We start from the raw sequence: 15,278 nt of genomic DNA, 5'->3' as shown, positions 1-15,278 counted from the left end.
CTCTAAGTATTCAAGGTTTAGGTTTTTTTATTTTTGGTTCTTTAGCTACGAAATATATAATGGTAATATTAATAGTAGTTAAAGTACTTAAGGTTGGTGTGGAAATGAAGGTACAAAAGGTGTTAGTAGAGGACAAACAGTATCCACTATTTATACTGTTGGATAAGAACTATGAAGTTGTAGAACCGGTATTGAGATATATAAAATTTTTAGACAATACAGGGAAAGCTCCAAATACGATAAAAACATACTGTTATCATTTAAAACTGTTTTACGAATATATGGACCAAAAGGAAATTACATTAGGGAATCTTAACTTTGAAGAGCTGGCAGGTTTTATTGGGTGGCTAAGGAATCCAACGGGGGATGTAAAAGTAATCAACTTACAACCTAAAGAAGCAAAAAGAGAAGAAACAACGGTTAATTCAATACTCGATGCTACAGTTAGCTATTTAGAGTACTTAGGGCGTTCAGGGGACTATAAAACAGTTAATATGTCTAAAGAAGCAAGGGGTAATAACTTTAAAGGACTTTTACACCATATTAACAAGGGGAAATCATATCAGAAAAACATACTGAAATTAAGGGTTAAAAAGAAAAAACTTAAGACATTGGGGCATGAAGATGTTAAAACTCTTGTGAATGCATGTTATACAAAAAGAGATAAGCTGCTCATTATGTTGATGTATGAAGGCGGATTACGTATAGGAGAAGTGCTATCTCTTTGGCTTGAAGACATTGTTACTTGGGATAATGAGATTCGTATCACACCAAGAGAGGAAAATGAAAACGGAGCTTACATAAAGCAGAGAAATGAAAGAGTAATACATGTTAGTAAAGAATTAATGACGCTATATACAGACTATATAGTACATGAATATGGAGACGATTTAGAACATAACTACATTTTTATTAATCTTAAAGAATCTTACTTCGGAAAGCCATTAAAGTATCAAAGTGTATTGGATCTTATTCGGAGGTTGTCCAAACGAACAGAGATACCATTTACTGCTCATATGCTTCGTCATACACATGCCACAGAACTAATTAGAAGTGGCTGGGATACGGCGCATGTGCAAAAGAGATTGGGACATGCTCAAGTGCAAACAACACTCAATACCTACGTTCATCTCTCTGACCAAGATATGAAAAAAGAATTCAAAAAATATCTACAGGAGAGAGATGAAAAACAATGAAACCATCAACCAACCGTAAACTTATAAGCAGCACAAGTATTAATAAAAAAATTGCTGAAATGAATAGTTCATTGCAAGGGTTTTGGGCTTCAGATAGTTGGGATATAAGACTTTGTCCACATCCTAGTGCTATTGAATTATGTAAAAATCCAACTTTGAGAAATAGGTGGGTAAGATTCGGAAAAGTGGAAAACATCTGGTTAAGAACGGAATTAAAATACTTTTTTTATGTTCATTTAATTAATGGAACTTGGAACGCAAAAGCTGTTTGGATTAGAAAAGGAACTGTCATAAATAGAATGTTGGGGTTTCTGAATTTAAAATATCCCAATATTAATTCCATTACTGATGTTCCAATTAGTAAAGCTATGACTGAATATCGCACCTACTTATCAGAAAGAGGTGTGAGAACGACCATTACAAACTACAAACTTGACGTTAATCAAAATAAAGTTCCTGTACTGGCAAACTCTTATTATGTCACTAATCTTAAGCAATTTATGGAGTATTTTGAGGATTTTTATTTTGATGGAGAGGAATGGGATAAAGACGTTTGGGACAGAAGAAAACTCTCTATACCAGTAGATAAGGTCAATCCTACATCCTATGGGTACAAAGTCAACTTTAAAAACTTTGAAAGTGATTATTTTAAAGAGATTGTTAAACGTTATTGCAAACTTAAGTTAAACACTGTCAGTTTTTCTCATGTACATGATTTTGCCTCAAGATTAAAAGAGTTTTTTAATTTTATTAGTAAAAATTATAAGGAAATCCGTAGAATTAAACAGCTTACGAGAAAAGAGATTGAAGCCTATTTATCGGTAGTGAATCAAATGGGGTTAAGTTCAAGCACTATTACGGGGAGAATATCCTGCTTAGAAGTATTCTTCTCAACGATAAATAGATTTGAATGGGAGGATTCTCCTTCTAAAATGCTAATCTTTCCGGAGGATTATCCGAAATTAGTTAGGGCACAACCTCGTTATATAGACGAATATGTACTTGAACAGTTGAATGGGAAATTAGATAAATTAGAACCCTATATTGCAACTATGGTTATGGTTTTACAAGAATGCGGAATGCGTATAAGTGAACTTTGCACTCTCAAAAAGGGCAGCATTATAACAGACACCGAAGGTGATTATTTTTTAAAGTATTATCAGTGGAAAATGAAAAAGGAACACGTTATTCCCATTTCGAGAGAGGTTGCAGCATTACTTGAGTATCAAGAAAATTTTGTGACAGACAACTGTGAATATGTGTTTCCGCGAAAAGATGGCTCTCCACTAAAACAGGATACTTTTAGGCGTAAATTAAATGAATTAGCCTATGCTGAGAAAATAACTGATAGAGCTGGAAATATTTTTAGATTCCATGCACATGCCTTTCGGCATACAGTTGGAACTAGTATGATTAATAACGGAGTCCCTCAGCATATTGTACAAAAGTTTCTGGGGCATGAATCCCCAGAAATGACGGCTAGATATGCTTATATTTTTGATGAAACATTAAAAAAAGAATTTTCGAAATTCAAAGAAACACTTGTTACTAATAACGGTAGCATTCTTGATCTGGAGCAACTGGAAAGTGAAGCTGATAGCACTGATCTTCAGTGGTTTAAAAAGAATATCAATGCACAAGCCCTTCCTAATGGTTTTTGTCGTCTGCCGGTTATCGCGGGGCCTTGTCCACACGCGAATGCTTGTTTAGATTGCACAAACTTTTGTACAAGCAAACAGTTTTTGGGAGAACATGAAGAACACTTAAAACGTACTAAACTGTTATTGGACAAAGCAAAAGTAAATCAATGGAAACGTCAAATTGAAACGAATGAACGTGTTAAAGATAGATTAGAGACAATTATCCACACTTTAAAGGAGTCCAAATAAGTGGAAAAGCGTAATACAAAAGAGATTGTTAAATTAGCAAAAGAAAAATCGGATAAAACTAAAACAAAAGTAGAAAAAACAATATCGGAAATGGCAATAAAGAGCGAAACGATTAATTTTAATTCTGTATCCATTAGAGCAAATGTATCAAAATCCTGGTTGTATAAAAATAAAGACATTCGGGATAGGATCGAAACATTACGTAACCAACAGGTCAGAAAAGTGATGAGCCTGAAAAATAAGAAGAACTCACGTTCGGAGAGTATTTTGATTAAGTCTTTAAAAGAACGCATAAAGACTCTCGAGGCTGAAAACAGGGATTTAAAGCATGAAGTGGAGAAACTATATGGAAAGTATTTTTAGTTTGTCTTTGGGCTTATATAGAGCTTAGTACTACTTTCCTGATAAGTCATTATCTAAATAATAAAGAATTAGGGAGTTTTGAAATGGAAACTAAATTATTATTACAGGTAAAAAAAGTTCTTTCTACATTTCCACAATATTGGGATGGAGAGACATTAATAAAAACAAAAGTAATTGAGGATATAAGGAGTTATAAACAAGAGCTTTTCGAACGTCTTCTTGAAAACGAATTGGTTAATAAAACATATTCTCTTAACTTTAAAGGTGGTCATGTTTTTAAAACTGATGAATTTATAAGTATGTTACGTTATAAAAATTATTGGGATAACAGCTATACAAAGTTCAGTAATGAAATTGGATTAACGAGTAATGAAAAATATTTAAAATACAATACTGATATTGTACTAGACTTCCCATATAAAGATTGTGTCCTTGAGGGTGGAATGACAAAAGAAAAGCAGGGAAAGAAAGAGTTGTATTATCACAAAGTCTTAGCTCGAGAAGAAATTGATGTAATGTTGGCGCCAAAAGTGTTTTCAAAGATTAAAAGATTCAGTGAAAATGGGATAGATCCAGTAACCAACTTTGATATCAATGATAATTTCGTTATTAAAGGAAATAATTTAATAGTATTACATACTTTAAATGAAAGGTTTGCAGGACAAGTAAAATTAATCTATATCGATCCACCTTATAACACTGGTGATGATAGCTTTAAGTATAACGATCGTTTTAGTCATGCATCATGGTTAACTTTTATGAAAAATAGATTAGAAATAGCATCAAAGCTTCTTCGGGAAGATGGGCTAATTTTAATCTCTATAGATGACGGAGAACAGGCAGAATTGAAATTGCTTTGCAATGAGATTTTTGGGAAAGGGAATTTCTTAGCTAACCTGGTTTGGAATTTAAAAACAGGAACGCAAGCAGGACACTTTACGAGATCCCATGAATATGTTTTAGCATTCGCCAAGAATAAAGCAAAACTACCGAATTTTGAAGGTGGAGAAGGCTTTATAGAGCATAGTGCTCTAAAAAAAATAAGTGTAAAAAACCCATCAAGTACATTTACCTTTCCTAAAGGAACAAGGTTTGATGCCGAAGATGGAACGGAACTTATTGATTCTTGGGGTGATAGCGAAAAGACTTTTCTGATTTCAGGTAGAATGAAAGCAAAAGATGGAGTTTTAGAAGAAGAGGTTGAGCTTGAAGCAGGATGGGCTATGAAAACCCAAATGAAAAATTGGTTCAAAGGTGAAAACACATTTGATTCTAAAGGTCAAAAAGTAGTTGAGTTTTATTTTAACAAAAGTGGCATTCTGAAATATAAAAAAGAAAGAGGAGTTATTAATCCTAAAACTGTATTAGATGATGTTGGATCTACTAAAACTGGAACTAACCACTTAAAAGAGTTGTTTGATGAATCTGATACGTTTGCATTTCCAAAAAACGAGTTATTAATTGAGCGATTAATATCTCTTACAACAAAAGAAGGAGATTTGTTCCTTGACTTTTTTGTTGGTAGTGGTACGTCTATCGCTGTTGCAAATAAATTAGGGAGAAGATACATTGGCGTTGAACAAATGGATTATATTGAAAATATTACAGTCGAAAGATTAAAAAAAGTTATTGATGGTGAAATGGGCGGTATATCTGTAAGTGAAAACTGGTCAGGCGGTGGAAGTTTTGTTTTTGCAGAACTTAAAGAATTAAATCAACAATTTGTAAATCAAATTCAATTGTTGGAAACAACTGATCAATTAATTAGTCTACTCAACGATATTAAAGAAAAGGCTTTTTTCGATTATAGGGTGTCACTTGATGTTTTAACAAATGATGACAGTGAATTTAAAAGTCTAACTTTAGATGAACAGAAAAAAATAGTTATAAATTCTCTAGATGCTAATCAACTCTATCTCAACTATTCTGAAATAGATGATACTGATTATGATGTTTCTGATATAGAAAAAGAATTCAATCGAACTTATTATTCTAATACTACACAAGGTAAGCAATCATGAGCGATGAAATTTTATACACACAAATAAAAAAGCAGTTTAACTTATTTGTTAACCCTCCAACTATACCTAATTATATTATCAATAATCTAAATCATGAAATACGTCCATATCAGGAAGAGGCCTTGCAACATTTCATATTTGTTCAGGATTCTGATAATGCTGACATGTCGTTTAATCATTTGCTGTTTCATATGGCAACAGGTGCTGGTAAAACTTTAGTTTTAGCAGCAACGATACTGTATTTATTTAAAGAAAAGGGACAACAAAATTTTATTTTCTTTGTAAATAGTGATGCTATTATCAAAAAAACATATGACAACTTAACTAATGTAGCTTCACCTAAGTTTCTGTTTAAAAGTTCTGAGATAGAAATTGACGGGGAACAAGTTTTGTTACAAATTGTAGATGTGTTTCCGATAACGCCTTCCGAAAATACAATCTATTTAAAATTAACGACTATTCAAAAGTTGCATATTGATCTAACAAATCCAAAGGAAAATAGCCTTACCTATGATTCTTTAGAAAATATGAAGATTGTCTTATTAGCTGATGAAGCTCATCATATTAATTCTATGACCAAAAGTGATAAGCGAAAATTAAACACAAAAGAAGCTGAGGAACGTACGTGGGAAAATACTATTAGTCGTTTATTGAGATTGAACCCAGCCAATCGACTGATTGAATTTACAGCAACCATTGACTTAAACAATGATGCCCTATTCAACAAGTATAGTAATAAAATTGTATATCAATATGATTTAAAACGGTTCATGGAAGATGGATACTCAAAAAACGTTGTTCTGTTACAAACAAATGAAGATGATTTAAATAAGATGTTAAGTGCTATGTTATTAAGTCAATATCGTAAATATGTAGCTCGAGACAATGGAATAGACTTAAAACCAATTATTTTGTTTAAATCCAATAAAGTTGCCACCTCTATGAATGCAAACATAGAATTCTTAACGTTGGTTGAGAATATAACTATAGATCAATTACAAGATATTATTCAAAAGGGTCTTATTATCCATCAAAGTGAAAAAAGTATTTGGCGTAAAATGTATAGTTATTATGATGGTAAGGATTTAGAACAAGTTATACGTGACTTAAAATGGGACTTTACAAAAGAAACGACATTAAATGCAAATGAACAGTCTTTATTATCCGAAAATAATGCATTGCTTCTGAATACCTTAGAGGACTTAAATAATCCTATTCGTTCTATATTCGCCGTAGCAAAGCTAAATGAAGGTTGGGATGTATTAAACCTTTTTGACATTATTCGTATCAGTGAAGGGGCTGCAGGAACGAAAACAGCAACAGATAGTGAAGCGCAATTAATTGGTCGTGGAGCTCGTTACTATCCTTTTGTTCTTGAGGGGGAAAAATCATATCTAAGACGATTTGATTTTGCCGGAAGCGATCTAAAAATTATCGAAACCCTTCATTATCACACCATTAATGAGAGTGCCTATATTAAGAACTTAGAACAGTCTCTTGCTGCTGCTGACATACAAGTTAAAGAAGATAAATATTACCGTTTAGAGGCAAAGGTTAAACCAAAAATCCGTAAATTAGAAATGTTTAAAAACGGAAAAATTTATATTAATAGGATTACTCCTACAACTTCTGGTGACTATCAATCATTTAAAGATTACGATGTTTCAACCTCCTATGAGGTAGAATATGACGCTGCTGTTGAAAAACAATATGGTTCCAAGTACGAAACTTTATCCGGAACTAAGAGACACGAAGAACAACTATTAGTTAGCGTAGCTATATTACAAAAAGCTCTTCAACGAAATAAGTTTTTTCGATTTAACAATTTAAAAAATTATGTTCCTAGCATTTCAAGCATGAAAGAATTTATTGTAAGTAATAATTTCTTAGGTGCTCTAACGATTAAGCTATCATTACCGGTAGGTCTTTCTGTGAATGAGCTATCTCCAAAAGAACGATTAAATGTTGTTGAAAAGTTTTTGTCTAATGCTGAAAGTAAGATTCGATTAAATTACATGAAAGAACGTGGAACACCAGTATTTGAAGGCGTAGCCTTCTCTCAACTAATAGATGATTATGTTGTTGAAATAAGTACAGTTTCTCATACAAGTCAAATCATTGAATCACGTCCTATGGGGAATTTTGACTGGTATGTCTTTGATAATGCTATTGTAAATGGTCTAGAAAAAAGCATGCTTGATTTTATTATTGATTATATAGAACAATTAAAAGCAGTTTATGATGAAGTCTATTTAATTCGTAACGAGCGTAAAGTGAAAATTGTTGAAATAGATGGAGTAAGAGGGTTCATGCCTGATTTCTTGTTGTATTTGAAAGACACTGATTATACTTATCAAGTTTTTTTAGAACCTAAGGGAGATGACCGAATAATTCAAGATAAGTGGAAAGAGGATTTTCTACTGTCCCTATCTACAAACCCTGATGTTGAAGTTTTAAGCGAAAATGAAAATGTCCGGATACTTGGAATAAAGTTTTACACATCAAATTCAGATTTAAAACGTGAGTTTAAAGAAGATTTCACAGAAAAATTGTTAGACAATAAACTTGAAAAGGTTGAGTTTAATTCCGATGATATTGATTTAGACTGATGCTTTATTTATTTTTATGTAAGTTAAGTCAATTGTCTAATTGCAGAAGTTCTAGAGCTTTTTAAAATTTTTATTAATTAGAAGTTCTACGATTTAGTTAAGGCGGAGAACAGAACGTTTCATTAATCAATATAAATATTAGGAAAAAAAGCTATATTGATACATAATAAATGTGAAACGTGAGGTTGAAATGGGGTTGATGTTTAATATGAGAAAAAGAAAAACGTTGAGGATATGTAGTTAAAGTAAAAATCTTAATTTAATAAGATTTTTACTTCTTTACTATTGATAAGACCCATCTCCCAGCAGAGAAGATATTGAAGTGACGAAAAGGTTAGTCGAATGTGGTAAAATAATCGGGATTGAAGTATTGGACCATATCATCATCGGGGAACATAAATATGTTAGCTTGAAGGAAAAAGGTTATTTATGACACTATCAAAATTTTTGACGATACGATATAATATTGTTTATGATTTTTAAAAGAGGAAACTTTTTCAAAACTCTTATTGTCAAAAAACGACAAATTATTATTTGAACTTATAAAAAGGCATTTTTGTTTACGAAAGGGAGATACCATAATGTTTGGAATTGGAGCAAGAGATATAGGGATTGATTTAGGAACGGCGAATACGCTTGTATATGTGAAGGGAAAAGGCATCGCAGTACGTGAACCATCGGTTGTAGCGGTGCAAACAGATACAAAGCAAATCGTTGCAGTCGGAAACGATGCGAAAAACATGATCGGCCGTACACCTGGTAACGTGGTTGCCCTGCGCCCGATGAAGGACGGAGTAATTGCCGATTATGAAACGACGGCTACCATGATGAAGTACTATATGAAGGAAGCTCAAAAGAAGGGCGTATTCGGCAACAAGCCATATGTCATGATTTGTGTGCCTTCTGGAATTACGGCAGTCGAGCAGCGTGCAGTCATCGATGCAGCAAGACAAGCTGGAGCCCGTGACGCATATCCTATCGAAGAACCGTTTGCAGCAGCGATCGGTGCGGATCTTCCCGTTTGGGAGCCTACAGGCAGCATGGTCGTTGATATCGGCGGAGGAACGACGGAAGTGGCCATCATTTCCCTTGGCGGAATCGTTACAAGCCAATCGATCCGTATTGCCGGTGACGAAATGGATGATGCCATTATCGTATACATCCGTAAGAACTACAATTTGATGATCGGTGAGCGTACTGCTGAAGCGATCAAAATGGAAATTGGTTCTGCTGGAGACACCGAAGGCGTCGAAAACATGGAAATTCGCGGCCGTGACCTATTGACTGGATTACCGAAAACGATCGAAATTACAGCTGAGGAAATATCCAAAGCATTAAGCGACACCGTTTCTGCAATTGTGGATTCCGTGAAAAACACTTTAGAGAAAACACCACCTGAATTAGCCGCTGACATCATGGACAGGGGCATAGTACTGACAGGCGGGGGTGCTTTGCTGCGCAATTTGGATAAAGTCATCAGTGAAGAAACGCAAATGCCGGTGATCATCGCTGAAAATCCGCTGGATTGTGTTGCGATCGGAACGGGAAAAGCGCTGGACCACATTCATTTATTCAAGACTAAATCAAGAGATTCGCGATAAGCATCACTTCTCAAATAGGGCCGGCTCAACAAAAGGTGCAATTTTGAGCCGGTTTTCTTATGTTTTGCTGTTTCATTAAATCCATAGTGTAATTTTAAAAACCATAGAGTAAATTTTAGATAGAGGTGTAATCACCATGCCACAGTTTTTTAATAAAAAGCTCCTTCTCTTGCTCGTTAGTATTATCGTTCTCGTGGCATTGATCGGTTTTTCATTAAGGGAGAGAGAAGAGTTGACCTGGCCGGAGCAATTCCTGAAAGATACGACAGGCTGGGTCGGAAATGTGTTTAATAAGCCAGTATCGGGTATAACAGGTTTTGTAGGGGGCTTAAAAGACCTTCAACATACATACGATGAAAACAAAAAATTGAAAGCCCGCTTGGATGAATATGTATTATTGAAAACCCAAGTCCAAGATTTAAAGGAAGAAAATGAAGAACTTCGCGACAACCTCAAAAAAGAAGATGACCTGCGGAAGTATTCGCCCACTCAGGCGACTGTCATCGGACGTAATCCCGACCGCTGGCATGAAATGCTGACGATCAATAAAGGGAAGCGTAATGGGGTAGAAAAAAACATGGCGGTCATCACGTCCAATGGGTTAGTCGGTAAGGTGAAATCAGCGACGGATTTCACGGCCTCGGTTCAACTTTTAAGTTCGATCGATAAAGCCAACCGTGTCTCAGCCATCGTTCAAGGTGATGATAAAGCATATGGCTTGATTGAAGGGTTCGATGATAAGAAGAACCTTTTGCTGATGAAGCGGATTCCATATGATAAAAAGATCAAGAAAAATTCATTGGTCATCACATCCGGTTATGGAGGAATCTTTCCGAAAGGTCTGCTGATCGGGAAAGTTGTCGATGTCAAAGTGGATCAATATGGATTGAACCAGACTGCATATATCGAACCTTCGACGGATTTTTATGATATTAATAATGTAATGGTCGTTCAGCGTGAAGTGGACGGTGTACCGAAAGAAAGTGAAGGGGAGGATGAAGCTGAGTGAGATATTTCATCCTTTCTTTCATAGCCTTGGTTTTTTTTGTTTTTGAAAGCATCTTCGCCCAGATGTTCGCTGGGGATGCATTCGGTGCCGATAAAATCCTCGTGCCCCATTTCATGATGATATTCGTTTTTTTCCTGACCATGTACGGGTCCAGGAAAATGGGTATGCTTTATGGGGCGATTCTAGGGTTGACTTATGATGTCGTATATACGGAAATCCTTGGAATTTACATGTTCCTGCTGCCTTTTCTTGCCTATCTGATATCGAAAAGCATGAAAATCCTGCAAAATAATATTTTGATTGCCTGCCTTACGGCACTATTATTCACGGCAGTTTTAGAGATTGTCATCTTTCAGATGAATATCATCCTATCGTTTGCAGATATGGGATTTGGTGAATTTGCGGAACGGAGATTGATTCCGACATTATTATTGAATCTCGCATTCATTATCATCAGCTGCTATCCTTTAAAGAGAATCATTGAAAAGCTTGATTTGCAAGGAGAAACGGAATAACGTTCCTGTGTCTTAAGAAGCAGGTGGGAAATGTATTTTCTCTTTTCCGTGTACGTAGAAAAAGGAAATTTGTTTTCCTATGTCGAATTATATTTCATTGAGGTGAAACAAACGTCATGAATAAAAGAATTCAGCAAAATGTCATGATTAAGGGAACAAAAGACGGGTTTATGCTTCATCTCGATGATTCTTGCTCATTTTCCGAATTATTGAAAGAGTTAGAAGTGAAGCTTTCGGCAAACTATCAGTTTCAAGAAAATGACCCGTCCATTTCCGTAAAAGTACATACAGGGAACCGCTATCTTGATGAACAACAAGAAGAAAAGATTAAAGAGGTCATCCATAAAAAGAAGAAGCTTTTCGTGGATGAGATAATTTCGAATGTCCTGACGAAGGATGAAGCGAAACGATGGAAAGATGAAAACCAAGTGACTACCGTGACCAAGGTGATAAGGTCGGGACAGGTTTTTGAAGTTCCCGGTGACTTACTGTTAATTGGGGATGTCAATCCCGACGGAACGGTTCGTGCGGGTGGCAACATATATATCATGGGACAGCTAAAGGGAATAGCCCATGCCGGATATAAAGGGAATAATGAGGCCATCATAGCTGCCTCTGTCATGAAGCCTGCCCAGCTGCGCATTGCCGGACAAGTGAATCTATCTCCTGATCAATATACAAAATGGGGACATGACTTGGAATGTGCCTTCATGGATGAAGAAGAAAATATCATTATAGAAAAACTGCAAGTTTTAAAGAAATATAGACCTAATTTAAATAGATTAGAAGGGGGTCTCTAATCGTGGGAGAGGCAATAGTTATAACATCCGGTAAGGGTGGTGTCGGGAAAACGACCACCTCCGCCAATTTAGGAACATCTTTAGCTCTTCTAGGCAAGAAGGTTTGCTTGATTGATACGGATATTGGTCTTCGGAATTTGGATGTGATCATGGGATTGGAGAATCGCATCATCTATGATTTGGTCGATGTGGTCGAAGGGCGCTGCAAGATACACCAGGCGCTCATTAAGGATAAACATTTCGAGGATTTGCTTTATTTGCTTCCTGCTCCGCAAAATAGTGATAAAACAGTGGTGAATGAAGAGCAGATGAGGAAACTCATAAGCGATATGAAGCCTGACTATGATTATGTCATCATTGATTGCCCTGCAGGCATCGAACAGGGTTTCAGGAATGCCATAGCTGGGGCAGACAAGGCAATTATCGTTACGACGGCAGAGAGACCGGCTGTAAGGGATGCTGACCGTATTATTGGCCTGCTTGAAAAAGAAGAGCATATTGAACCGCCTCAATTGATCATCAACCGGATACGCGGCCATTTGCTTCATGAGGATGAAGAAATGGATATCGATGGAGTTGCCGATTTTCTTAAGATTGATTTGATCGGTGTCATTCCTGATGATGACCAGGTCATCGTGGCAGCTAATAAAAAGGAACCCATTGCCTATAATCCGGACAATAGAGTCTCGCTTGCCTATCGGAACATTGCCAGAAGGATCCTTGGTGAATCTGTGCCCTTGACTCCAATTGGCAGCGAACCAAAGGGCTTCATGTCCAAGTTGAAAAAATTCTTTAGCGTGCGGTAAATCTATATTCTTTTTGTCAAGAAGCGGGGAGCATTTGCCCTCGCTTTTTTTTTGCACGGAACTTCATGAAAATAAAAAAGGCAAGCCGTATCCCGGCTTGCCTGTTCTATATGCTAAAATGCAGCGGGTTATCCGCGTCTTCCGCCTCTTCCGCCGCGTTTTGATTCAGTGCTGCGTTTAAGAGTCGATAAATTTTCTTCGCTAGTCTTTAAAAAGCGCACCATTTTATCTTCGAAATTTTCCTTTGGTTGGAAATTACCTTTTGAACGAAAATCTTTAGAACGGCTATCCCCTTGGCGTGGTGGGCGTTTGGTATAAGAAGAGGTTTGCCCTTCGGGTCTATCTATAGCCTTTTTGATGGACAAGGCAGTTTTTCCGTCTTTCTCACTAATCACTTTTACTTCAATTTGGTCGCCTACTTTAAGATGGTCATTTACGTCTTTTACATAGCTATCTGCTACCTCACTGATATGCACAAGACCTGTTGAGCCTCCTGGTAATTCTACGAATGCTCCAAAATTAGTGATACCTGTTACTTTACCTTGTACTTTGCTGCCTATTTCGATTGACATAAAAAAATGTTCCCCCTCAATAATGTTAAAACCACTTTATTATAACAAATTTCGGGGAACAATATCAATCTCAATTATTAGATTTTCTGAATCGATACAGAAATCACCTTGGAAATTCATTGGTTTCCGGATGATTTTTCATTGGAAAAAATTTTACAGGATGTGCAGAAAGAATATCTTTTCTCCGTCATAGTCTGGACAAGTTGCTCATACGTTGTAATATAGCGCTTTGACATGAGCAGGGGGGGAAGTCTGGAATGGATGATCGCAGGAAAGATATCCGCAATCGTATCGCCAAGAGACGCAAGTTTAATGATAAGCCGGCAGGAAGCAGTAGTTGGACGGAGATCAACAATGAGGAACCATATGGGATTGATTCATATAACGGGTATTCCGAAAAAGACCATCCGCTCTTCAAGAAAGAATATTTTTTCTTTAAAATCCTTGCCAGTGTATGCCTGTTCCTGATTGTCGCGGTGATGTTCAAACACCCTTCTGTGCGGCTTGACCCTGCCAGGAGTTTTGTCATGGAGAACATGAACAAGGAATTTCAGTTCGCTTCAATCTCCAATTGGTACGAAAGTGCGTTTGGTAAACCAATCGCTTTTTTACCGAATGAAGCCAATACGGAAACTGTTGATTCGAATGAAGAATATGCAATGCCAGCTTCTGCGAAGATTACCCAAAACTTCGAGACGAACGGTGAGGGAATCATATTGGAAACGAGCAAAGGCTCAAAGGTCGAGGCCGTTAATGAAGGGGTAGTCATTTTTGCCGGTGAAAAGGAGGGGATCGGAAAGACGGTCGTCATTCAGCATGCCAATAAAACTGAATCTTGGTATGGGCAGCTGAAAGATATTGATGTGAAATTGTATGAGTTCGTTAAAAAGGGCAATGTAGTCGGACAGGTTACACTAAGTGAAGATGGATCCAAGGGCAGATTTTATTTAGCGATAAAAGAAAATGATGCTTTCGTCGATCCTAAAAAGGTGATTTCCTTTGAGTGAATATGGGAAGTTACTGTTTAAAATCAGGGTGCACCCGACACTGTGGTTTGTCATTGGCATTGCCATCCTCACAGCCCATTTCGTTGAAGTGATGATGCTGTTGCTTATCGTCTTCATACATGAGATGGGGCATGCCGTCTGTGCGCAGCACTTCAAATGGCGGATAAAGTCAATCCAGCTTCTTCCTTTTGGCGGGGCTGTCGAGACTGAGGAATATGGAAACAAGAGTTTGAAGGAGGATTTGGCGGTGGTGCTTGCCGGTCCGCTTCAACATGTTTGGCTCATTGGCGTAGCTTTTATGCTCTATTTCTTTACCATTATCCCATATGAGCTGTACCAGCCATTTTTGTATATGAACCTTATGCTGCTGATTTTTAATCTGCTGCCAATTTGGCCCTTGGACGGGGGACGCTTGCTATTCATCGGTATTTCCCTATACTGCACCTTTTTGGAAGCGCAGAAGCATACCCTTCACTTTTCTGCAGTATTCGCTGTCCTGGCTTTTTTGACCTGGATCATACTGGATCCGCTCAATTTGAACATCTGGCTCATCATCTTTTTCATAAGTCTCTCACTCGTCATGGAATGGCGGCAGAGGTATTACGCGTTCATCCGCTTTCTTCTGCAGCGCCATTACGGGCATACGAATGATTTGGCGAAACTGAAGCCGATATCGGTGGATTCACAAGAACCGATTTATAAAGTGCTGGAACTGTTTCAACGCGGCTGTAAACACCCCGTCATCATCATGAAAAACGGGAAAGAGAGCGGCTCATTGGATGAAACGGAAATCCTTCACGCCTATTTTTCGGAGAAAATGACGAACGGGAAAATCGGCGACCTATTATATTCTTATTAAATATGTTATCCTTTCTTCAAATTGAGGAGAG

At 36.8% G+C, this 15,278-nt stretch carries 13 protein-coding genes and 1 pseudogene; 13 read left to right on the top strand and 1 reads right to left on the bottom strand.

The window, feature by feature from the left end:
- Positions 1 to 104 precede the first annotated feature (104 nt).
- The 11 genes and pseudogenes from MHB45_RS15950 (at position 105) to minD (ending at position 12,809) form a co-directional block, all read left to right on the top strand.
- Positions 105 to 1,196: a tyrosine-type recombinase/integrase gene (locus MHB45_RS15950; RefSeq protein ID WP_161922296.1), complete on the top strand. Its 1,092-nt coding sequence runs from the start codon at positions 105 to 107 to the stop codon at positions 1,194 to 1,196.
- A complete protein-coding gene (locus MHB45_RS15945) occupies positions 1,193 to 3,085 on the top strand; it encodes a tyrosine-type recombinase/integrase (protein ID WP_161922297.1) in 1,893 nt (630 codons plus the stop codon). The genes MHB45_RS15950 and MHB45_RS15945 overlap by 4 nt, the downstream gene beginning before the upstream one ends.
- A complete protein-coding gene (locus tag MHB45_RS15940) occupies positions 3,086 to 3,448 on the top strand; it encodes a DUF6262 family protein (protein WP_161922298.1) in 363 nt (120 codons plus the stop codon).
- 83 nt (positions 3,449 to 3,531) lie between these two features.
- Entirely contained in the window at positions 3,532 to 5,469 is a 1,938-nt protein-coding gene (locus MHB45_RS15935) for a site-specific DNA-methyltransferase (protein WP_338566096.1), read from the top strand.
- A complete protein-coding gene (locus MHB45_RS15930) occupies positions 5,466 to 8,078 on the top strand; it encodes a DEAD/DEAH box helicase family protein (RefSeq protein WP_161922300.1) in 2,613 nt (870 codons plus the stop codon). Before MHB45_RS15935 ends, MHB45_RS15930 begins: the two co-directional genes overlap by 4 nt.
- 292 nt (positions 8,079 to 8,370) lie before the next feature.
- Positions 8,371 to 8,511, top strand: a pseudogene (locus MHB45_RS15925) (JAB domain-containing protein); the annotation flags it as partial.
- Between the two features lie 148 nt (positions 8,512 to 8,659).
- Complete coding sequence (locus MHB45_RS15920) at positions 8,660 to 9,679, top strand: rod shape-determining protein (protein ID WP_034308871.1); 1,020 nt, start codon at positions 8,660 to 8,662, stop codon at positions 9,677 to 9,679.
- Between the two features lie 136 nt (positions 9,680 to 9,815).
- Positions 9,816 to 10,688 (top strand): rod shape-determining protein MreC, encoded by an 873-nt coding sequence (gene mreC / locus MHB45_RS15915; RefSeq protein WP_034308869.1) that lies wholly within the window; start codon positions 9,816 to 9,818, stop codon positions 10,686 to 10,688.
- On the top strand, positions 10,685 to 11,203 hold the full coding sequence (mreD, locus tag MHB45_RS15910) for a rod shape-determining protein MreD (protein WP_048688936.1): 519 nt from the start codon (positions 10,685 to 10,687) through the stop codon (positions 11,201 to 11,203). The genes mreC and mreD overlap by 4 nt, the downstream gene beginning before the upstream one ends.
- A 116-nt stretch (positions 11,204 to 11,319) precedes the next feature.
- Positions 11,320 to 12,003, top strand: coding sequence for a septum site-determining protein MinC (gene minC / locus MHB45_RS15905; protein ID WP_048688939.1), 684 nt, complete (start codon positions 11,320 to 11,322; stop codon positions 12,001 to 12,003).
- Positions 12,004 to 12,005: 2 nt separating this feature from the next.
- The gene (minD, locus tag MHB45_RS15900; protein ID WP_034308862.1) at positions 12,006 to 12,809 is read left to right on the top strand and encodes a septum site-determining protein MinD; all 804 of its coding nucleotides are present in this window, start codon (positions 12,006 to 12,008) and stop codon (positions 12,807 to 12,809) included.
- A gap of 128 nt (positions 12,810 to 12,937) precedes the next feature.
- Here minD and MHB45_RS15895 read toward each other — a convergent pair whose 3' ends face one another.
- A complete protein-coding gene (locus tag MHB45_RS15895) occupies positions 12,938 to 13,381 on the bottom strand; it encodes a S1 domain-containing RNA-binding protein (protein ID WP_034308861.1) in 444 nt (147 codons plus the stop codon).
- Positions 13,382 to 13,638: 257 nt separating this feature from the next.
- Here MHB45_RS15895 and MHB45_RS15890 point away from each other — a divergent pair, with 257 nt between their 5' ends.
- A complete protein-coding gene (locus MHB45_RS15890; protein ID WP_072273329.1) occupies positions 13,639 to 14,388 on the top strand; it encodes a M23 family metallopeptidase in 750 nt (249 codons plus the stop codon).
- Positions 14,381 to 15,247: a M50 family metallopeptidase gene (locus tag MHB45_RS15885; RefSeq protein WP_072273328.1), complete on the top strand. Its 867-nt coding sequence runs from the start codon at positions 14,381 to 14,383 to the stop codon at positions 15,245 to 15,247. The genes MHB45_RS15890 and MHB45_RS15885 overlap by 8 nt, the downstream gene beginning before the upstream one ends.
- The last annotated feature ends 31 nt before the right edge of the window (positions 15,248 to 15,278 follow it).

This window comes from Peribacillus sp. FSL K6-5616 (assembly GCF_038008245.1).
Lineage (GTDB): Bacteria > Bacillota > Bacilli > Bacillales > DSM-1321 > Peribacillus > Peribacillus frigoritolerans.
This window is presented reverse-complemented; position numbering and strand designations above follow the sequence as displayed.

Bases quoted from the DNA above. Each gene is read 5' to 3' on its own strand.
- MHB45_RS15945 (WP_161922297.1), top strand. From the start codon at position 1,193: ATGAAACCATCAACCAACCGTAAACTTATAAGCAGCACAAGTATTAAT.
- MHB45_RS15920 (WP_034308871.1), top strand. From the start codon at position 8,660: ATGTTTGGAATTGGAGCAAGAGATATAGGGATTGATTTAGGAACGGCG.
- mreC (WP_034308869.1), top strand. From the start codon at position 9,816: ATGCCACAGTTTTTTAATAAAAAGCTCCTTCTCTTGCTCGTTAGTATT.
- MHB45_RS15895 (WP_034308861.1), bottom strand. From the start codon at position 13,381: ATGTCAATCGAAATAGGCAGCAAAGTACAAGGTAAAGTAACAGGTATC.
- MHB45_RS15935 (WP_338566096.1), top strand. From the start codon at position 3,532: ATGGAAACTAAATTATTATTACAGGTAAAAAAAGTTCTTTCTACATTT.
- MHB45_RS15890 (WP_072273329.1), top strand. From the start codon at position 13,639: ATGGATGATCGCAGGAAAGATATCCGCAATCGTATCGCCAAGAGACGC.
- MHB45_RS15930 (WP_161922300.1), top strand. From the start codon at position 5,466: ATGAGCGATGAAATTTTATACACACAAATAAAAAAGCAGTTTAACTTA.
- MHB45_RS15950 (WP_161922296.1), top strand. From the start codon at position 105: ATGAAGGTACAAAAGGTGTTAGTAGAGGACAAACAGTATCCACTATTT.
- minC (WP_048688939.1), top strand. From the start codon at position 11,320: ATGAATAAAAGAATTCAGCAAAATGTCATGATTAAGGGAACAAAAGAC.